The sequence below is a fragment of the Myroides sp. NP-2 genome, assembly GCF_014145665.1.
Lineage (GTDB): Bacteria > Bacteroidota > Bacteroidia > Flavobacteriales > Flavobacteriaceae > Flavobacterium.
The window spans coordinates 132,673-153,523 of sequence record NZ_JACHTD010000005.1; the positions used below are offsets into that span (position 1 = coordinate 132,673).

At 38.7% G+C, this 20,851-nt stretch carries 18 protein-coding genes, 1 tRNA gene and 1 pseudogene; 6 read left to right on the top strand and 14 right to left on the bottom strand.

From position 1 onward, the window contains the following. The first annotated feature begins 71 nt into the window (after positions 1 to 71). Complete coding sequence (locus H4K35_RS06955) at positions 72 to 1,982, top strand: T9SS type A sorting domain-containing protein (protein ID WP_182626663.1); 1,911 nt, start codon at positions 72 to 74, stop codon at positions 1,980 to 1,982. Between the two features lie 448 nt (positions 1,983 to 2,430). On the opposite strand, the gene H4K35_RS06960 is transcribed toward H4K35_RS06955, so the two are convergent. The 6 genes from H4K35_RS06960 to folE form a co-directional block, all read right to left on the bottom strand. After that, complete coding sequence (locus tag H4K35_RS06960) at positions 2,431 to 3,060, bottom strand: DUF6266 family protein (protein ID WP_182626664.1); 630 nt, start codon at positions 3,058 to 3,060, stop codon at positions 2,431 to 2,433. A gap of 619 nt (positions 3,061 to 3,679) precedes the next feature. After that, positions 3,680 to 3,764, bottom strand: a tRNA-Ser gene (locus H4K35_RS06965). A gap of 193 nt (positions 3,765 to 3,957) precedes the next feature. After that, positions 3,958 to 4,884, bottom strand: a complete 927-nt coding sequence (gene lgt, locus H4K35_RS06970; RefSeq protein WP_182626713.1) for a prolipoprotein diacylglyceryl transferase — start codon at positions 4,882 to 4,884, stop codon at positions 3,958 to 3,960. 76 nt (positions 4,885 to 4,960) lie between these two features. Then, a complete protein-coding gene (gene yidD / locus H4K35_RS06975; RefSeq protein ID WP_182626665.1) occupies positions 4,961 to 5,185 on the bottom strand; it encodes a membrane protein insertion efficiency factor YidD in 225 nt (74 codons plus the stop codon). Between the two features lie 54 nt (positions 5,186 to 5,239). Next, positions 5,240 to 6,718: a cysteine--tRNA ligase gene (gene cysS / locus H4K35_RS06980; RefSeq protein ID WP_182626666.1), complete on the bottom strand. Its 1,479-nt coding sequence runs from the start codon at positions 6,716 to 6,718 to the stop codon at positions 5,240 to 5,242. A gap of 23 nt (positions 6,719 to 6,741) precedes the next feature. Further along, positions 6,742 to 7,413 (bottom strand): GTP cyclohydrolase I FolE, encoded by a 672-nt coding sequence (folE, locus tag H4K35_RS06985; protein ID WP_182626667.1) that lies wholly within the window; start codon positions 7,411 to 7,413, stop codon positions 6,742 to 6,744. A 510-nt stretch (positions 7,414 to 7,923) separates the two neighbouring features. Here folE and H4K35_RS06990 point away from each other — a divergent pair. After that, entirely contained in the window at positions 7,924 to 8,328 is a 405-nt protein-coding gene (locus H4K35_RS06990; RefSeq protein WP_182626668.1) for a DUF4377 domain-containing protein, read from the top strand. 59 nt (positions 8,329 to 8,387) lie between these two features. On the opposite strand, the gene H4K35_RS06995 is transcribed toward H4K35_RS06990, so the two are convergent. From H4K35_RS06995 to H4K35_RS07025, 7 genes and pseudogenes are all read right to left on the bottom strand, one after another. Next, complete coding sequence (locus tag H4K35_RS06995) at positions 8,388 to 8,912, bottom strand: GNAT family N-acetyltransferase (protein WP_220497662.1); 525 nt, start codon at positions 8,910 to 8,912, stop codon at positions 8,388 to 8,390. Between the two features lie 96 nt (positions 8,913 to 9,008). Then, on the bottom strand, positions 9,009 to 10,043 hold the full coding sequence (locus tag H4K35_RS07000; protein WP_182626669.1) for an LLM class flavin-dependent oxidoreductase: 1,035 nt from the start codon (positions 10,041 to 10,043) through the stop codon (positions 9,009 to 9,011). Positions 10,044 to 10,166: 123 nt separating this feature from the next. After that, entirely contained in the window at positions 10,167 to 11,048 is an 882-nt protein-coding gene (gene lgt, locus H4K35_RS07005) for a prolipoprotein diacylglyceryl transferase (protein WP_182626670.1), read from the bottom strand. A gap of 166 nt (positions 11,049 to 11,214) precedes the next feature. Next, positions 11,215 to 12,282 (bottom strand): hypothetical protein, encoded by a 1,068-nt coding sequence (locus H4K35_RS07010; protein WP_182626671.1) that lies wholly within the window; start codon positions 12,280 to 12,282, stop codon positions 11,215 to 11,217. Between the two features lie 125 nt (positions 12,283 to 12,407). Then, the gene (locus H4K35_RS07015; protein WP_182626715.1) at positions 12,408 to 12,692 is read right to left on the bottom strand and encodes a GNAT family N-acetyltransferase; all 285 of its coding nucleotides are present in this window, start codon (positions 12,690 to 12,692) and stop codon (positions 12,408 to 12,410) included. A 15-nt stretch (positions 12,693 to 12,707) separates the two neighbouring features. Next, positions 12,708 to 13,100, bottom strand: a pseudogene (locus H4K35_RS07020) (OsmC family protein); the annotation flags it as partial. A gap of 4 nt (positions 13,101 to 13,104) precedes the next feature. Beyond that, the gene (locus H4K35_RS07025) at positions 13,105 to 14,034 is read right to left on the bottom strand and encodes a pirin family protein (RefSeq protein WP_182626672.1); all 930 of its coding nucleotides are present in this window, start codon (positions 14,032 to 14,034) and stop codon (positions 13,105 to 13,107) included. A gap of 264 nt (positions 14,035 to 14,298) precedes the next feature. Here H4K35_RS07025 and recG point away from each other — a divergent pair, with 264 nt between their 5' ends. Next, positions 14,299 to 16,401, top strand: a complete 2,103-nt coding sequence (recG, locus tag H4K35_RS07030; RefSeq protein ID WP_182626673.1) for an ATP-dependent DNA helicase RecG — start codon at positions 14,299 to 14,301, stop codon at positions 16,399 to 16,401. A 100-nt stretch (positions 16,402 to 16,501) separates the two neighbouring features. On the opposite strand, the gene H4K35_RS07035 is transcribed toward recG, so the two are convergent. Beyond that, positions 16,502 to 17,254: an SDR family oxidoreductase gene (locus H4K35_RS07035; protein ID WP_220497663.1), complete on the bottom strand. Its 753-nt coding sequence runs from the start codon at positions 17,252 to 17,254 to the stop codon at positions 16,502 to 16,504. 374 nt (positions 17,255 to 17,628) lie between these two features. Between H4K35_RS07035 and H4K35_RS07040 the strand changes: the two genes are divergently transcribed. The 3 genes from H4K35_RS07040 (at position 17,629) to H4K35_RS07050 (ending at position 20,839) form a co-directional block, all read left to right on the top strand. Beyond that, positions 17,629 to 18,456, top strand: coding sequence for a helix-turn-helix domain-containing protein (locus tag H4K35_RS07040; protein ID WP_182626675.1), 828 nt, complete (start codon positions 17,629 to 17,631; stop codon positions 18,454 to 18,456). 160 nt (positions 18,457 to 18,616) lie between these two features. After that, positions 18,617 to 19,096, top strand: a complete 480-nt coding sequence (locus tag H4K35_RS07045; RefSeq protein ID WP_182626676.1) for an ecotin — start codon at positions 18,617 to 18,619, stop codon at positions 19,094 to 19,096. Between the two features lie 384 nt (positions 19,097 to 19,480). Further along, positions 19,481 to 20,839 (top strand): cell wall metabolism sensor histidine kinase WalK, encoded by a 1,359-nt coding sequence (locus H4K35_RS07050; protein ID WP_182626677.1) that lies wholly within the window; start codon positions 19,481 to 19,483, stop codon positions 20,837 to 20,839. The last annotated feature ends 12 nt before the right edge of the window (positions 20,840 to 20,851 follow it).

A 20,851-nucleotide genomic window follows, 5' to 3' on the forward strand; every position in this document is an offset into this window, starting at 1 on the left:
ACTTTAGCACTTTTTTTTATCTTTTATTTTAAATATATTTAACATTAAAATAACAATTAAACTAGGCTTCTATGAAACAAAAACTACATATAAAAAGAATCCATTTTATCCTAGGAAGTCTTTTAGTGCTACTACTTCCTTACTCCATTATTGCCCAAGACTACAATTGGAAATGGGCTTTTAAAGGAGGTGCACACAAAGGAGGATATGGCGTTAGATATCGCGATGAGCAAATCCACGACATCAAAGTAGGTACAGATAATAACTACTACTTTTTAGCAACTATAGCTGGCAAACTAGAGGCTAACCTAAATAATGTTCCTCTTTCTGTATACAATCACTCCCCTACAATTGGAGGAGGATCCAATGACATTTTATTATTTTCCACCACCTGTGAGGGAGAGATTCGATGGAGCCAAGTCATTGGAGGAGGTACAGAAGACTATAGCTTTAATTTAGTACTCGATCAACAAAACAATGTCTATATTGCCGCTAATGTACGAAACGACTATATCACAGCAGATGGTTCCCCCGTTCACTTTAGCCCGACGGATTCCATTCCTTATCCTGATTCCTATCTAAATCCACAAAATCAAGATGGATACAAAACTTCCTACCTCGCCAAATACAATAGCGAAGGGGATTTTATCAAAAAAGTAGCCCTTCAAGGTCCTGTAAATTATTATACCTTTCCTTCCAACACTTACAATCTAACCCTAACTGAAAACGGACAACTGCATTTTATTGTTGGGTTAAGACAAGGCATTCATCTTGATGGGCATGTGACCATTGAACCTTATGAAGGACTTTATTTTAACAATTACCTGGCTCAATATGATTTAGACTTAAACTATATACACAGTTTTAAACTCCCCATAGCCCCCGAAACTGATCTCCTCAGTAAAGCTAGTTATTTGAAATTTATTCACGACAAAGCAAACCACCAATACCTAATTTCAGCCGTTCGGGGGGAAGCTGTTGGCGATGTAAAACCCTTAAACTATGGGGGAAAAGATTTTGTAGAGCGCACCTTCATCTTAGCCATTGACGATCAAACAGGAGCTGAAAAATGGAGAAGAGAATTTCGTTCTCCACCAGAGCCTCAATACCCCTATCCTTCAGCCAATAGTATTTTTAATATGGTCTTAGATGAAAACTCCAATATCTATATTGCAGGAAGACTTTCCTCTAGAGAAGCTGAGACTATTCAAATACTCGATCCAACCAACCCATCCATCCCTACTTTCTCTTATACGCCAGGGGTAAACGGATCTATTCCCATGATTGCCAAACTCAACAGTCAAGGAACCGTGCAATGGATGCAAGCAACAACCGCTTTAAATGAAGATGCAGGTGCTCCAGGCCCAATTGAAGCAAAGGGAATTGCAATTAATGGTAATGAAGTTGCACTAGCTACACAGGCAACCAATGAATTTTGGGGAAATTTTGAAATTAGAAGACCTTTTGGGCATCGCTCTGACCCCATCTTGGTCCGCTTTGATAAACAAACGGGAGAAGTCATTGCCGTGAATGAGGTTCCTGGTTCTGAAGGGAGCTACCACAGCTTAACTGCTGTTGCAGCTGATCAGGATGGAAATTATATCGTGGGGGGATTTTTCTTAGGCAATCTGTTTTGGGATAACGATTGGGGCATAACCCCTATTATAACGACTGGAGAAGCTGATTTCTTTGTCGCCAAACTTGAAGCCAACCCTTGTGGATCAAGTAACCTCAGTACCGAGAAATTCAACAAACCAACTTTTAGTATTTACCCTAACCCAGCCAAAGGAATCGTCTATATAGACACACAAGAACAATTGAATCAATACTTTGTCTATGATTTGACAGGCAAACAAGTACTATACGGTAACCTTGAATCCGAAAATAAAATCAACCTAGAAGGCTTGCAAAAAGGAATGTACTTTCTTCAAATAACAACGACAAATGGTAAATATGAAACTGTAAAAATAGTCAAGCAGTAATCAACCTATTTTTAACTAAACCCGATCGCGCGGATTTTCAATCCGTACGTTAGTTTTCAATCGTGAGATAAAAATATTTATTTAAATCTATAGAACAATGTCAACAAAATATAAAGGCACGGATTGGCGCGAAATCAGAATATAAAAAGAGGGTGACCTTTTGGGTCACCCTCTACTTCTATACTCTTGTTTTTCAAGCTAATATACAATTTTTTGTTACAATTGTTCGTGAATTTCATATAAGCTAGTGTGCTTCTTTTGTAACAAAGTAGTTCGCAACTTCAATTTTAGTAAAGCCACTATTGATTATCTTAGCCTATAATCCTTACGGTGAACGTGGTCATCAACATTCTACCACAACAATTGAATGCGCTCGATATCCTCAACATTTGTATAGAGGAACATCGCATTTGTAATCCTTAACTATACATGCGATGTTTTGCATTGTTTAAAATTCCCCTAAAAATACACTTGTACTACATTCTACAAGGTCAACATCTGTCAAGAAAATCCAAATTCCATAGCCAGTATCTTCAAAACTAGCAGGAAGTTGAACCTTACACTCACCGGCACCACGTTCTGCTACCTGCTCTAAAATAAACATGGATTGCGTTGCCTTTCGATAGAGGACCACAGTTAGTACATCTGTTTTATTTACAGAACCAAAAACTAAATTTGCACTCCACGTTAGAGTAAGCTCCTTGTTCACAATGGCTACAGTATCCACAAAGATATTCTGCAAAATTCCCTTGCTTATTACAACCTTACTCAAGTTGATAACAAACCCATCTTCTACTTGATTTACTGCTTCTTGAAGATGATACGCTAAAGCTAAATTTACAGTAGACTTTAATTTTTGAGCAGACCCAAAATGGCGTTTAATTAAACCGTTGAGTGGTCGTAAAAAATTTGACACTAACTTAAATTTTTGACGATGACTCAACTGCCCAGCCGTTGGATTTTTACTACTCTTTTTTGGCGCATTGCGAATGATATTTTGACCCTTTACGCTTAATCCCACAAGTGTTCCTACTTTACCGCTAAAACCACCTGTTAATCCATTTTTCATTTTTCCCATAGTTTTGCATTTTAAATGATTAATACTTTTTTATGAGTTCTACCTAGTAGCTAGCTTTACTATGGCTCTCAATACAAAACTAAAAAAGCACAAAAAGAAGGACAATACTCCCTTCCGTATTCTTCCACATATTGTACAAAAAAGGAGTAATTGTCCGTTCTTGTTTAAATTACACAAAAACACAACAAGCTGTATTTCAGTATTTTAAATAATATAGAAAAATAGTTGTAAAGGGTTTGTAAGGGGATCGTTAGCATTTACAAGGGTTTTAGGCCTTTTTACCTTACAAACCCTTTACAAACCCTTTACAAACCCCTTACAAACCCTTAACTATCTACCCATGCGCTCACACTTTACCAATCCGTCAATCAACCTTTGTTGCAACAACCAAGCATTGGAGTGCTTGGTGTCAGTGCAAGATACACCCCTTCCCGCCTCTGGGACATAGTAGGAAGATTTTCCCATTTTCAGTACAAATAAATGGGAACAACGTTTAGCTGGATGTCAATTCACCTGCATAAAATAAAAATTCATTTCAAAAGGAAAAAGGGGGTTCATCTCCCAAACAGGGAATATAAACACAAAGAAAACCGATAACTCTCGTTATCGGTTTTCTTAGCGGAGAAAGAGGGATTCGAACCCCCGGACCTGTTACAGTCAACAGTTTTCAAGACTGCCGCAATCGACCACTCTGCCATTTCTCCAGTAGTCTGCTTTACTTCTGTATTGCGAGTGCAAATATAGCGCATTTACTGACTTTGACAAACAATAAGACAATATTTTTTTATATTTTTTACAGCTAAAACCCTAAGTCTTTTAGAGCAAATCAATTACATCCTAAAAAAAATCGCACTCTTTTTTCAAAGCAGTGCGATTCTATATCAAATGGCGCTTGTACTACGCGTAAATTCTCTTTTTTGCCGTTGCCCACAGGTAAACACCTGCTAGGATAAACGGAATACTCAACCACTGCCCTGTCGACAATAATCCTAAAGTTTCTTCAAATCCGCCTTGACTTCCTTTTACAAACTCCACGATAAAGCGAACCATCCAGAGCAAAACTAAAAAGACCCCAAAAATATAGCCTCCGTATTTTCGGGCCTCTGTTTTCCAGTACATAAAATACAGAATAAGGAAAACAATCACATAGCCAAATGCTTCATATAATTGAGTGGGATGCTTAGGTAAAACTGCTGCTAATGCTTCTGCAAATTGCGGATTATGTTGAATGGCCTCATAGGCTGCATTCGGATTGTTTAAGCCCGTAATTTCCATCGCTTTTCCCGCTGAATACTCATCGCGAATAAAGCGAACACCAAAAGCACTAGTTGTCACATGACCTACGATTTCTGAGTTGAAAAAGTTCCCTAAACGAACGAATATTCCCCCTAGGGTTACTGGAATCACTACGCGGTCCAAAATCCACAGAATCGGCTTCTGAATGATGTTTTTGCTGTAAAAATACATGGTTAGAATAATACCAATCGCAGCACCGTGACTCGCTAACCCACTGAATCCAACAATTTCAAATTTTGGCGAAAAGCGAACGGGTAATATAATTTCGAGTAAATGATCTTTAAAGTAATCCCAATCATAGAAAAACACATGACCCAAACGAGCCCCAATCAAGGTCGCTAATACGGTATATATAAATAATTTATCGAGTTTCTCTACGCTTAATCCTTCGCGGTCGTAGATCTTTTTCATCACGAACCAACCTAAACCAAAAGCTACTACAAACATTAAGCTATAGTAACGCAATTGCATAAAACCTAAATCAAAACCTTCTGAAGGATTCCAAATCATACTATTCGAGTTTGTTATATTATTATTGCGGAATTCCGCTTTAGTGAATACGTAAAAATAGAAAAATTATTTCACAATCTGAGACAAAAATACACTAAGGTACTGGATCATATCCCTTGCCTCCCCATGGTCCACATCGAAGGATGCGCTTAACAGCCAACCAACCTCCTTTTAGCAAGCCGTGTTTCTGCAATGCCTCTACAGTATAGTGCGAGCAGGTCGGCGTATAACGACAGGTCGGCGGAAAGAAAGGCGAAATGCCCCCCTGATAAAAACGCACCAGCAAGATAAATGGCGCTATGAGTATTTTTCGAAACATAATGTGAAGGTAATAAAAAAAAGCTATAAGAGAATCCCTATAGCTTTTATTGTATTATAAAGAAAAGGATGTCCCTTCTTTTCCGTCTTTTAGTTGAATATTTAACTTGGCAAGCTCGTCTCGGATGTGATCCGACATCGCGAAATCTTTATTCGCCCTAGCTTCATTTCGCATTGAAATCAACATATTTACAACGCCTTCTAACTTATCGTTATTTGCCGCCATAACACTTGTTGATTCTAATCCCAATACATCAAATACAAAAGCGTGCATCAAGGAGGTAAACAAAGCCAAATCAGCAGCAGTAATCTGCTCTTTGCCTTCTTTAATAACATTGACGATGCGCACACCTTCAAATAGATGAGCAATCAAAATCGGACTGTTAAAGTCGTCATTCATCGCATCATAACACTGTTGTTTCCACGCTTGTATATCGACAGTTGATTGAGCAGAAACTGGTAATTCTTGTACGTGCTTTACCGCTTCCATCAATCGGTTAAATCCACGTTCAGACGCCAAAATCGCCTCATCAGAGAAATCCAATACGCTGCGATAATGCGCTTGTAACATAAAGAAGCGCACCACTGCTGGGGCAAATGCCTTACTTAGTACGGCATTTTCTCCTGAAAACAACTCATTCGGCAGGATGTTATTTCCCGTTGATTTAGCCATTTTCTTTCCGTTAAGCGTCAACATATTGGCGTGCATCCAAAAGTTTACTGGTGTATTACCCGTACATGCTTCGTTTTGTGCAATCTCACATTCGTGGTGTGGGAATTTTAAATCCATTCCTCCGCCGTGAATATCGAAGTGATTCCCCAAATACTTAGTGCTCATTGCCGTACACTCCAAGTGCCATCCTGGAAATCCATCACCCCAAGGGGAAGGCCAACGCATGATGTGCTCCGGCTCTGCTTTTTTCCAAAGGGCAAAATCCAACGGATTGCGCTTGTCGGATTGTCCGTCTAAATCTCGGGTATTCGACAGTAAATCTTCAATCTTACGTCCACTTAAAATCCCATAGTGATGTTGGGTATTGTACTTCTCTACATCGAAATAAACAGATCCGTTTACTTCATATGCAAAACCATTGGCGATAATTCCTTCAATAATAGCAATTTGCTCAATGATATGCCCCGTTGCTGTAGGCTCAATACTCGGTGGTAAATTGTTGAATTGCTTGAGGATATTGTGGAAGTTCACCGTATATTTCTGTACGATTTCCATCGGTTCAATTTGCTCAATACGCGCGCGTTTCGCAATTTTATCCTCCCCCTCATCAGCATCGTCCACCATGTGACCAACATCCGTAATATTACGCACATAGCGCACTTGGTATCCTAAATGTTTTAAATAGCGGAATACCAAGTCAAAAGAAATAAAAGTTCTACAGTTTCCCAAATGCACATAGTTGTAAACCGTTGGTCCACAAACATACATTCCTACTTTACCAGCGTGAATCGGTACGAAAACTTCTTTTTCCCCTGAAAGAGAGTTGTAAACTTTTAATTGTTGTTCTTGATATAATGCCATAGTAATGATTTAATGTTATACGATTAGAATTGTGTATCTAATTTAATATAATCTAAGAATTCTTTTCTCACACTTTCTTCTTTGAAACGCCCACCGAATTCAGCCGTAACTGTACTACTTTCGATGTCCTTAATTCCACGTGAATTTACACATAAATGCTTCGCATCCATCACACAGGCAACATCTTCTGTATTCAATACGCGTTTTAATTCATTTACAATCTGAATCGTTAAACGCTCTTGTACTTGTGGTCGCTTTGCATAAAAATCAACGATGCGGTTCATTTTCGATAAACCAACAACCGTACCATTAGAAATATAAGCTACGTGAGCACGTCCAACGATAGGCAATAAGTGATGTTCACAAGTAGAATATACCACAATATTCTTCTCTACTAACATTTCATTGTACTTGTACTTGTTGTCAAACGTAGATGAACTTGGTTTTTTCGCTGGATTTAAACCTCCAAAAATCTCTTTAACAAACATCTTCGCTACGCGATTAGGCGTCCCTTTTAAACTGTCATCTGTTAAATCTAACCCCAACGTGTTTAAAATGCTCTCAACGTCTTTCTTAATTAATTCGATCTTTTCTTCGTCTGTGCGATCAAACGCATCACTTCTTAATGGAGTCGCATCGCTAGAAGCAATGTGGTTATCTCCCATATCGTCATGAAATTTTTCGTCTAAACTCATTATCTAGATTTTAATACGGTTTTTAGTTTTAAAATAAACGCAAATATAAGTAATTAAACTAATATTTTAGTAGGGAAAGTACTTTAATTGATTACGTAAACATCTCGTTAAATCCTTGTCAATTGGGAAAAGAGATAGAACATATAGAAGTAAAAAACGAGTGATTCCCCATCATTCCCTCCTACCTTACCTACTCTTTTTTTACTTGCCATATATCTCCTCCTTCCTTAATTAACCTCTCTCTTTCTTATTTGTTGCAAAACATCCTAAAACAACAAGCATACACACTGATAATCAACGCCTCATAAATTACAAAAGGACATTTGTTCGTAAGTTCTTCGACTGTTCTCTGAGTTTATAAGGGATAAAGACTCATTTAGCGAAGAAAACTCGAAGGAGACTCGAACAAAACCCAAAAAAAACCTCAATAAACCCTCACCTCCCTTTTAACAAAAAAAACACGGGTATCCCGGTAAAAAACCGTATTTTTACATAAAAATTTTAATTACCATGAAAAAAACACTTTTAATTGCCAGTTTAGCAGGAATGTTCGCTTTTGCTAGTTGCCAAGGCACAAAAGAACAAAAAAAAGACGCTGTTGAAGAAGTAAGTGTAGAAGAAACACTAAATACAACAGAAGCTCCTGAAACAAAAGAAGCTGAAGACATTGTAACCATGTTCATTGGCCCTAAACAAGTAGATTGTACAGGCGTTGGTCCAATGAAGTGTTTACAAGTAAAAGAAACAGAAGATGGCGAGTGGACCTTGTTCTACACTTCTATCGAAGGTTTTCAATACGAAGAAGGATACAACTACAAATTGGAAGTACGCAGAGAAGATGTTCCAAACCCACCTGCTGATGCGCCTTCCATTCGCTATATCTTAGTAAAAGAAATCTCAAAAACCAAAGCATAGGTTAATAAAAGTAAAGAGCGCTTGTAGCGCTCTTTGCTTTTGTATATGTTGATCACAAACTAAATCACATAAAGACGATGGTCTAAAAGAGGATGCTCCTTCGGAACTAAAGGGTGGTTAAAATTCTTTACATAGGTCATACCACATTTGATCATCACCTGCTCAGAGGGGGTATTGGATACCGTTGTAAAGGCATATACCTGATCGAGTTTCAGTTGATTTTTAGCAAAATCCAAACACGCCTTGGCGCCTTCTGTTGCATAGCCTTTGTTCCAAAACTCTGGTAATAAACGCCAGGCAATTTCTATTGCAGGAGCAAAGTCAACGTCAAATTCAAAGCGATTTAATCCGATAAACCCAATAAACTGTTGACTTGCCTTCTCCTCTACGGCAAAAACACCATAGCCATTTTCCGCAATAAGACGCTGAAACTTGACAAAGCTAGCTTGTGCTTCTGCTGTGGTCTTTGCTTCTAAAAAATAACGCATAACTAGGGGATCTTGAAACAAACGGATAAAATCAGCTTCATCTGTCGGTTTATACTGCCTCAACACTAGGCGTTCTGTTTCTATATATATCATCATCTTATGGGTTTAAAACGGAAAAAGAGATTGAATACCTCAATCTCTTTCAACCAAATAATCTATAAAAAACAAAATTAACTATTTACGCCTGTATTTTTACTGTTTTAGTGCTTTTTTTACAGCAGGGGCTACTTTTGTACCCAATAATTCAATGGACTTCATCATCGTTTGATGATCAGGTGCCCCTAAATCCATGTGCATCAACCAACGCGTTAAACCAAACATCTCTTGATGATACAAGATTTTATCAATGACTTGGTTGGCATCTCCAATAAATAAAGCTCCGTCTTTACTTCTACCGCCTTCATATTGCTCATAGGTATAGGGTTGCCATCCTCTAGATGCTCCAATGCGGTCCATTTGTCCTTTGTATAAATCAAAATATGCTTTGGACAGTTGATTGCCGTCTGCTCCTAGTAAACCATGTGAATGCGTAGCTATTTGCATCGCATTAGGATCGTGTCCTGCTGCAAGATACTCCGCTTTGTAATAGTCGAAGAAAGGCTTGTATTGTTCAGGCATACCTCCAATAATTGCAAAGACCAAAGGCAAGCCTAATTTAGCGGCACGCAAAACCGATTCAGGTGTTCCTCCAGCTGCAATCCAAACAGCCATGGGTTTTTCTGCTCGTGGAAATACTTGTTGCCCCTGTAAAGACGCGCGGTGTTTACCCGTCCAGGTCAGTGGTTCTTCCGTTGCATTAATATTCAATAAGAGGTTTAATTTTTCTGTAAACAATTCGTTATAATCCTCCAAATTATACCCAAATAGAGGAAATGACTCTATAAAACTCCCGCGTCCCACCGTGATCTCTGCTCTTCCTTTTGACAGTAAATCAATCGTTGAAAATGATTGATACACACGAACAGGATCGTTAGAACTCAAAACCGTTACAGCACTAGTTAACTTGATATGTTGGGTCACACTAGCTGCAGCTGCCAAAATAATATCCGGTGTTGAGACCGCATAATCCGGACGGTGGTGCTCTCCAATTCCGAAAACATCCAAGCCTACTTCATCCATCAGTTTTATTTCTTCTATCAATTCGCCTAAACGCTGTTGTGGAGCTTGATATGTATTGGTCTGTTTATTCAGACGCAAATCTCCAAACATACTGATTCCTATTTCCATAACTTCTTGTTTTTAAGTACAGTATAAAGTTACAACATCTAATCCATTAGAGGGCTTAACCTACATTAAGTAACGTGCACAAAAAAACCTTTTAACAGGGGTTAAAAGGTTTTTGATGTAGTCTTATTCTTCCGTTCTCGCCTCAGTATTTGTAGAAGCATTTTCTTCATTTATTCTTAAATTCGAATGGTCTTTGGGCTGTCTCAGACTCCAAACAACTAACAAAAGTCCAACAACCATAAAAGGGATACTCAAAATTTGCCCCATATTCAGTACCATACCCTCTTCGAAAGCCACTTGATTCTCCTTGAAATACTCCAAAATAAAGCGAGCCGTAAACATCAAAATCAGAAAGAGTCCAAAGAGCAAGCCTTTGTATGTTGCATATTTCTTTTGATATAAAACATAGAGTAAAATAGTTACCGTTAAATAGGCAAAAGCTTCATACAATTGAGTGGGATGTCGCGCTAAATTGTCATCGCGTAAAAATACAACACCAAAAATACTAGCTGTGGGTTTGCCGTAAATTTCCGAATTCATAAAATTTCCAAATCGGATGAAGGCACCAGTAATAGGAATCGCAATCACTAGTCGATCGAGTAATTGCAAGAGATTGACCTTGTATTTTCTACAGAACAAAGCTAAACTTAGCAGTACACCAATCGCCCCACCATGACTTGCTAACCCCATAAATCCTACAAAGTGATAGCTCCCATCTACCTGGGCAATCGGCAAGATAATCTCTAGCGGATGTTGAGCGTAATAGTCAAAATCATAAAATAAACAATGTCCTAATCGAGCTCCTACAACAGTTCCTATCGCAATATAAATCAGTAGTTTATCCAAATATTTAATTGCAATCTGCTCATTGGTGAAAAGGCGCTTCATCAGTTGATAGCTCAAAATCATACCAACTGCAAATAACACACCGTAATAACGAATGGCAAAATCGCCGATTCTAAAAATCTCTGGATCTACATTCCACGTAGCTAAACTTATACTCATAGTTTTCTTATATCTCTACTTTTTACTCAAGTTTCCAAAAGTAGAGGAATTGACAGAAAAAACAGAAAAGTTAACGGTTTTTTGTGAAGAAAATAAACGATCGACAAGTGACCTTGTCATGGATAATAGGTACAAAAAACAAAGCGTACAAAAAACAAAGCGTCAACTACACAACCTCGTGTTGCAACACATAAATCTTCTGGTATTTTTCCTTTCTAGATTTGCGTGGATGGAAGACGATTCCTATTTTATTTTCTGTGATTGGACTAATCGACGAAACGGCTAAATCATTTGTTTCCAGCGAAAAAACCTCACCTGAGAGCAAGTTTTTATAGCCACTTTTATTTTTGTTGTACACTAATTCCACCAATTGATCCTGACGGATAACTAGCCAACCATTGCCGTGTTCTGTAGTAAATTGTATAGCACTTGTTTGCTCATTTAGGTGTTGTGGATGCCATGTACCGAAGAATTCATCGCCCAAGTTGTATAAATCTCCATAGAGACAATTGCCTTCTTCGTCGATTTCAACCAAGCCAATTTCTCCATTTTCTTCACACAACAAATACGATTTTGTATCGAAAGACAGCGACAGTGCTTCGTGTACAAACGGAAAGTCAAACTCCAATACACGACTGCGTATTTCTTGGCCGCTTTCGTTAATTTGGCGGTGTAACCACCCTGATTCCACCTCTGTAATAAGATGAATTTCATTGTTTTGCACACAAACCTTATTCCCTTTGGGCATAGGTACTGTAATTTGTTTTCCGCCTAAAATATCATTTTCTTGAAAGGTAAGACAAGTCATCACGTCTTGTTTGCTTTCCTTCCAGATGTCAACCTCATAAAAAATGGTAGATGCCTTGGTACAGCCTACAAATCGTCCAGCCAAATCTTTATCAAAACAGAAATGTCCTGTTTTTTCACGTTTAAAAACGGGGAGAATTTCACGAGATGCTGTTTCATCTTTATCCCCCATAACAGCCACAAAATTAGTTGCTAGAGGATTTAAGAACAACGTAGGTAACACCCCTTCTGACTCGACAATTTCTCGTCGATTGCCCTCTTCATCGATCAAGGTATAAACCAATTCAAATGTCGTAGGGTCTTCCGCATCTGTACATACGTAGTTTGCTACTAATAAGCCCTTCTTAGACCAACAACTCCCCATTGCTTGAATAGCAAAAGGCACTTCAATCGTTGAACATAAACCAAATGATGTTTTTTCATTCATAAAGCAATATTTATAGCAGTTAAACTTAGTGCAAAGGTAAAAAAACTTAGCAGACAAAGGAGCCTCTTGCCTCCTAATTTTGTCTACTAAGTCTTTTCGATCAATTATTTGTATTTCTTCCTCGCTTATGCACGAATATCAGACAGCTCTTCATGTCTGTCAAACATTGCTTTAACAAAAGGGCACAACGGCATTACTTTTACTTTTTTCTCACGGGCAAATGGGATTACGCCCTCGTGTAGCAACTTTCCTCCTACGCCTTGGCCTTTAAATGCTTCATCTACATGGGTGGCATCGACAATAATCATCGACTCGCCAGCCACGCTATAAGTCATTTCTCCTGCTTTTTTTCCGTCAATCCAAGCGGTAAACGCGCCTTTGGTTGGGGTTTGTTCGTGTTTTATTTCCATGTGTGCTTCGTTTTTTATGGCTGTTGCAATTGCAACATTACCGGTTATTATTCGGTGAACTGGACATTTTTCTGCTATTGTCAAGAGGCGTTTTTTCTGATCCTCATCTAAAGTCCCTCCTACGAACTCAATGTTGCGTTTAAAGTTGGCTACTTTATTGGGTTTATCATCTTCCATCTCAACAGTGACTACAATTTTATCCACACTCCATTTTTTCATATCCATATACATGCGCAGCGTAGCTGCTGTACACGTAGCCAGCGATGAGGCCAATAATTCAAACGGGTTTAAACCCGTATCCCCTCCTCCTAAATCAAGAGGTTCATCGCTAATGATCCTGTGTTTTCCCGCTTTTACTTCGGTTTGATATAAAGTGGTGCCTAATGTAGCAATTACTCTTACTTCCATAGTTTTATTTTGATGAATCTACTGTTTTGTTTCTAAAATTTTTCATTCCGTCTGGAAATGGAACATAGGTGGTGTCATCTCCTTCGATTAGTGGAAAAGCCTCGTGATTTTGATCAATCCAATCTTGTTTTGCTTTTTCGAGGCGATCTACATCATGCGAAACAAAGTTCCATAGAATGTAGCGCTCTTCTGGCAATGGCTCTCCTCCAAAGATATATACGGTTGTATAGGCAGCCATTTCAAATTCACACAGCGTACTGTCATTGGCAATTAAAATGTTCTTATTACCATAGGTATGCTCCCCGCTTTTTACTTCCCCTTCGAGAATGTATAAAGCTGATTCTCCGAATAAGCCTGCGCCAATATTAATTTTTGCTGCATCTTTAGACTTGATTTCTATATAGTATAAAGGGCTGTGTACGGGAACAGGTGACTCATATCCTAAGGCTTTTCCTGCAATAAGCTTATAGTCTACCCCATTTTCTTGCCAACTTGGCAATTCCTTTGCCTCTATATGTACGAATGACGGTTCAATTTCTTCCAACCCTTTGGGCAAGGCGATCCAAATTTGTAAGCCATGCATCACCATATCCGGTCGTTCTTGGCGAACATTGACAGGCATACGCTCAGAATGAACGACACCGCGACCCGCCGTCATCCAATTCACCGCACCTGGCGTAATCTCTACGTGACTTCCCAAACTATCTCGGTGCATAATCGACCCCTCAAAGAGATAGGTTAATGTGGATAAACCAATATGAGGATGTGGGTCAACATCTAAATTATCGTGATCTTTAACTGCTACTGGACCCATATGATCAATAAAAGCAAAGGGACCTACCGTACGCTTTTGGCGGAAAGGAAGCAATCTTCCCACAAGAAAATTACCAATACTCGCAGCTCTTTCTTCAATAACTAAATCTACATTTGACATAATCTATCTGGTTTTATACGTTTATTTTTCTTTACAGGTAAAAATACAACTGTTTTACCCTCTTTTACTTAATCTACCTTAAGTCTTTCTCTAAATTACAACTTTTTAACCGGTAAACCTCAGCTACTCCTCTTTTCCTACCTAGTGCAGAATGAATACAAGGCAAATGCGTTGCAAAATTGCGAAGCATTCTCTCAAAAACCCCTTGACCTATTCCCTCAAAAACCCGTATCTTAGGACTTTTAATTTGATTTGATTTCAACCATGTACAATAACTTACTTGACACACCGATTGAATACTTGAAAGGGGTTGGTCCTCAGCGCGGTGACTTACTCAAAAAAGAACTAGGTATTTTTAAGTACAGTGATTTACTACATCTATATCCAAATCGATATATTGATCGCACGCGTTATTACAAGATCAATGAACTGACAACTACCTTAGCAGAAGTACAGCTAATCGGTAAAATCATCCACCTAAAAACGGTCGAACAAAAAAGGGGAACTCGCTTAGTTGCGACCTTTACAGACGGGACAGGTCAATTGGAGATTGTATGGTTTCAAGGATTCAAGTGGATCAAAGAAAATATAAAACTCAACGCTCCTTACGTTATTTTTGGTAAGCTGAATCATTTCAACTACACCTACTCTATGCCTCACCCAGAAATGGAAACCCTAGAGGAACACCAAAATAACTTGGCGTCAACCATGCAAGCGGTCTATCCCTCCACAGAAAAATTGGGCAGTCGTATCACCAATAAAGCAATGAATAAACTCATGCACCAATTGGTACAGGAAACCTATCCTTTATTTCGCGATTCACTACCCGAAGCCATGCGCAGTAAATTGGGGTTAATGCCGATGAATCAAGCCATGGTTAACATACACTTCCCCAAAAACCCCAACGAGCTCAACAAAGCTCAGTTTCGCTTAAAATTCGAAGAGTTGTTCTACATTCAAATGCAACTCTTGATTAAAAATATTGCGCGTAAGGGCAAGATTAAAGGCTTTCCTTTTACACAAGTGGGCGATTATTTCAATGCGTTTTACAACCATCACCTGCCCTTTCCTTTGACCAATGCCCAAAAAAGGGTGATTAAAGAAATCCGCAATGACGTAGGAGCGCCTGCACAGATGAATCGCTTGCTACAAGGGGATGTTGGCTCAGGAAAAACCATCGTTGCTTTTATTAGTACACTATTCGCTTTAGACAATGGTTTTCAGGCGTGTATCGTAGCGCCAACTGAAATCTTAGCCACCCAACACTTTATCGGTATTTCTGAACTGGCGGCTCCCTTGGGCATACAGGTGAAATTACTTACGGGTTCTACTAAAACAGCAGAACGTCGAGTGATTCATCACGACTTAGAAGAGGGAAGTTTGCACATTCTCATCGGTACACATGCCCTTTTTGAAGACAAAGTAATCTTTAAGAATTTGGGCTTAGCCATTATTGACGAACAGCATCGATTTGGGGTGGAACAACGCTCTAAACTTTGGAAGAAAAACACCATCCCCCCTCATATTTTGGTGATGACCGCTACACCTATTCCCCGTACCTTAGCCATGAGCCTGTACGGCGATTTGGACATCTCGGTGATTGATGAGCTTCCTCCGGGTCGAAAACCCATTCAAACCATGCACTATTTCGAGGGAAAACGCCTTGCCGTGTGGCACTTCATCAAGCAAGAAATTGCCAAAGGCCGACAAGTCTATATTGTTTATCCTCTAATTGAAGAAAGCGAAACCCTGGACTATAAAAACTTAATGGAGGGCTACGAGGGAATATCACGAGATTTCCCCCTTCCGCAATACAGTGTAAGTATCGTACACGGCCAAATGACTCCTGCCGAAAAAGACAGAGAAATGGATCGCTTCGCCAAAGGAGAAACCAATATTATGGTGGCTACAACGGTGATTGAAGTGGGGGTAAATGTGCCCAATGCCTCGGTGATGATTATTGAAAGCGCAGAGCGATTTGGACTATCTCAATTACACCAATTACGAGGTCGCGTAGGACGAGGAGCAGAACAGAGTTTCTGTATCCTGATGACAGGAGATAAATTGAGTAATGACAGTAAAATACGCATGGAAACCATGTGCCGCACCAATGATGGTTTTGAGATCTCAGAAGTCGACCTCAAACTTCGTGGCCCTGGTAATATTATGGGTACGCAACAAAGTGGAACACTCCCCCTAAAAATTGCTGATATCGTACAGGATCAGGAGATTTTACATTACGCCAGACATCAAGCCATACAATTACTCAAAGAAGACCCCACATTGGAACACCCAGAGAACAATAAGATTAAAGAGAAATTACATCGATTGAATCAAAATACTAGTATTTGGAATTATATCAGCTAAGCTATATACGCCACGTAGACTTCCATATAATCTTATAAAAACACAAAGTACAAATGCGGCGTGCATTTGTACTTTGGTATTTATATTGGTCTGGTATACCTTAGAATCCAGCTAACTGTCCACCATCTAAAATTAGCGATTGTCCTACAATAAATTCACTTTCGTCTGAACACAACCACAACACTGCCGCCGCGATTTCCTCTACACGACCAAATCGCCCAATAGGTAGGTTGGCTTTTAAGGCGTCCATACTTCCGTCTTTATTATAGCGCTTAATCATTTCTGTTTCAACTACACTCGGACAAATTGCGTTGACGCGTATTCCTTTAGCTGCGTAGTCTAACGCTGCTGTTTTTGTTAAACCGATGACCCCGTGTTTTGCTGCACCATAACTAGCACCTCCAGTGAATCCAGTTACTCCTGCAATGGATGCTGTATTGACAATAGATCCGCTCCCATTTTTCAACAGTAGTGGCAATTGGTACTTCATACACAAAAACACACCGGTTAAATCAATATTTACAACGCGTTTAAATTCTTCTTCGTCCACTTCATGTAGCGGTTCTACTTTGTTCTCTACTCCTGCATTGTTGAAAGCAAAATCTAGCTTCCCATATTTTGCAATAGTTTGGTTTAAAGCTTCTTGAATACTCTTTGAATCCGTTACGTCAACCGTTACAGCGAGTACTTTTCCTCCTTCATCTTCAATCAACTTTGCCGTTTCTTGATTGGCTTTTTCGGAAATATCTGTGGCAACAACACTTGCACCTTCTCTAGCGAATGCCAAAGCTGTTTCACGTCCGATACCTCCTCCTGCTCCTGTAATAAATACAACTTTGTTTTCAAATCTCATTTTTTGGCTATTTTTCATAACATTACAATTTATATTATTCGATTATTATACTACATTATTTATGCCAAAATGGTAAGTATTGGCTATAAATGCGATCTTTTTCTAAACTCTTTATATTTTTTTACGCAACTTGCGTACTTTTTTCTGACTCTATCTCAGGGAAACCACGGTGTAGTGGCATTTTACTTTGCTGTTCTATCTGCTTCAAAAGGCAAAAAATGAAGAATGCACGCCTCTGAAATAGCTAGTAATAGTACGGCTACATCTACTTATTCTGCCGTGTTATACAAACATAGTTCTATTTATAGGAAATAATCCTACACCAATAACGCTAATAATGTCAAATATTACGTATTTTTAACACAAAATACGCTATGTTTAAAAAAATAGATGAGAAAAAAGCAGTCATCCTCTACCAAGCGAATGCGTCTTTATCGGTTCCTCCATACTTTCGCATCCATTATCACCTGCATTTGTATTGCAACAAAGGGAGTATGCACTTTGTATTCAACAAGCAGCAATACCACTGTCGGCAAGGAGAATTTGCTTTTTGGCTAGCGGAGCAATCCATTGAGTTCTTGACGTTTTCGGCAGATTTCAACGCCACAATCTTATTGATTTCCAGAACTTTGGTCCTAGAAAACACCCCAAGCGTTAACCGCAAAATAAAAAGCATCCTATACGCCAAAGAATACCCTATCCTTCACCCTTCCGCCCAAGACGAAAAGAGGATTATCTCGAGTTTTAAAACGCTATATGCTAAATCATTAGATACCACGCATCACTTTTATCAGGAAGTATTAAATCTTCATATGCAACTATTTTTGTTGGAAATGTGGCATATTTTTGAGGGAGAATTAGGCAAACAAGAAAGCAATTTTCAAAGTGGCACACACTATATTCGATTTATTGAACTAGTTGAAAAACACTGTATCACACAAAGAAGCGTGCAGTTTTACAGCGATAGGTTATGTATTACAGCTAAACACCTGAATCATATCTGTACGGTAAACACAGGGATCACCGCCTCTGAATGGATTAAACGCTATACTGAAGATTTAATCACGAAACTATTGAATGACAAAACCCTAACTATTTCTGAAATCGCTGACAAAATGGAATTTTCGAGTCGATCTTTTTTTACTCGCTACGTAAAAAAACTACTCGGCTTAACGCCAAGTCAGTACAGAAAACGCTTTTAACAGTGGATATACAAGCAGCGTATTTTACATTTTGAACACCTAATTCAGTATGGATATTCACTTCTTTTACCGCTCAAACTTTAATCTTTTATTAAAACTATACTTATATTCCTCGAAAGATGTAACTTTAACCAAGCAATTTTTTAAAAAAATAAATAGCATGAAAAAAGCAATTGGATTATTGGTTGTGTTTTTAGGTCTTACTACAGGAGCTTTAGCACAAAAAGTGGATGTATCTATTTTTCCAAAACCAGAAAAAGGATATAAACAAATGGTTATTGAAGTACCACATTCAAAACTAGATAACTCCAAGAAGATTGAGTTTACTGTAGGTAAAATGATGGAAGTCGATGGTTGTAACCACTACGGATTAATGGGAACATTAGAGAAAAAAGACTTACAAGGTTGGGGGTATGACTACTATGTATTTGAATCGAAAGGAGATGTAGCTGCTACCCAAATGGGGTGTCCTGATGCTCCAAAACGCCATTTATACGTATCAAGTCAACCTGAAACAACGCGTTACAACGGAAGAATGCCAATCGTAATCTATGTACCTGAAGACTATGAAGTTCGCTTTAAAATATTCGTTGCGGATCAGGATGAATACGAAGCACAAGAAGTGCGCTGGAAAAAATAAAGACATCATTAGGCTGTTATCCACAGCTTGACAAAGGAATAAAGTAGACCACATATACAACAGTATAGTGGTCTTTTTTTTGGTAATTTCATTTTCCTCCTATTGATTTGCTTGCTTAGTAACGAAAAAACAACCGTTATTGTTTGGGATGTATTCTACTGCAAGCGGTTCTCCTTCCCCTATTTATATCTTAAATTTTTGCTCATACGAAAAAACATTTGCAAATAACAAGGCAGACTTCCTTTCTTTATTCTAAATAATAAAATACCTTTATGGGCGCAATATGTCGTTTTGCTAAGCAAAGAGTAGTCCAGGGTCAAGGAAAAAGCCATGGCCTCCGCAAATGAAACCATCAACCAAGATCACTTGTAAAAACTAGTTGTAATGAAAATTCGCACCCGCTTATCTCTTCAATTCATTGGTTTATTTGCCATTCTACTTTCTATTGTACTTATTGCGATTTACGTCGTAGTGGCGAATCACTGGCAAAAAAACTTTTTCAAGCAATTGGAAGATCGAGCTTATATAGTGGGACACAACTATTTAGCCGAAGACAACTTTACTTTTACCGAGTTTCAAGAAGTTTTGCGCAAATTTCCCCGCACACTTCCCAAAGAACAAATACGCATTTACACCCTTGACTTTAATCCAATTTTCATTGCTGAAGAAGACCTAAAGTGGAACAAAGATATTCTACAAGCCGTCGTCGATGAAAACAAAGTGTGGTTTAAACAAGGAGATGAATATGTTTTTGGAGTCTTGTATAAGGATAATTCTGGCAATTATATTGTCATGGCAAAGGCCGTTGATCAAACGGGACTCGATGCCTTAAAACAGTTGCGCTCCATCATGTTGATTAGCTTATTGATTGCACTATTCATCACCTTTATGCTCTCACGCCTGTTTGCAGAATCGTTTTTACACCCCATCAAAAATATCATTAATCACGTTCAATCTAGAAATGTAGATACTTTAGCAGAGCCTCTTTCTACTGCTGAGATGTCTAAAGATGAAATACGATCGTTGAGCGAAGCTATTAATACCTTATTCGAGCGCTTACACGAATCCTTTGAAAACCAAAAGGCTTTTATTGCTCACGCCTCACACGAACTTAAAACACCGATAGCAGCAATTCTAGGGACAGCTGAAATTGCTTTAACCCAAGACCGCTCCCAAAAGGAGTATAAAGAAACGCTTCAGTCCATCATTCAAGATACAATTTACACCGATCAAATTATAAACAACCTGCTGACATTAGCAAAGTTAGATCAAAACAACCACAACTTCTCCACGCTTGATTTTGAGCACTTTTGGTGGCAAACCACTGATAGCTTACTGATACACCACAAAGATTTAAAGCTAAATTTTGTGGTTAAAACTGCGGAAGAACTGCATAAGCTCCACATAAAGGGCAATCAACAACTGTTGAGTTTAGCCCTATCCAATGTAATTCTAAATGCCGATAAATTCTCTTTTAATCAACCAGTTGATCTCATTCTTGATACTACGTCTACCGCTATTATCATCCAAATCAAAGATTATGGCATAGGTATTACAGCAGAAGACTTGGAAAAACTAACCTTGCCTTTCTATCGATCTTCCAATGCTTTGCCTATTCAAGGAACAGGATTAGGCTTATCTTTAGCCTGGAAGATAATCAATCTCCACCATGGACATTTGATTATTGAGTCTCAATTGGGACAGTATACCCAAGTGACCATTCAATTGCCTAAGGAACTGTAAACAACAACAACA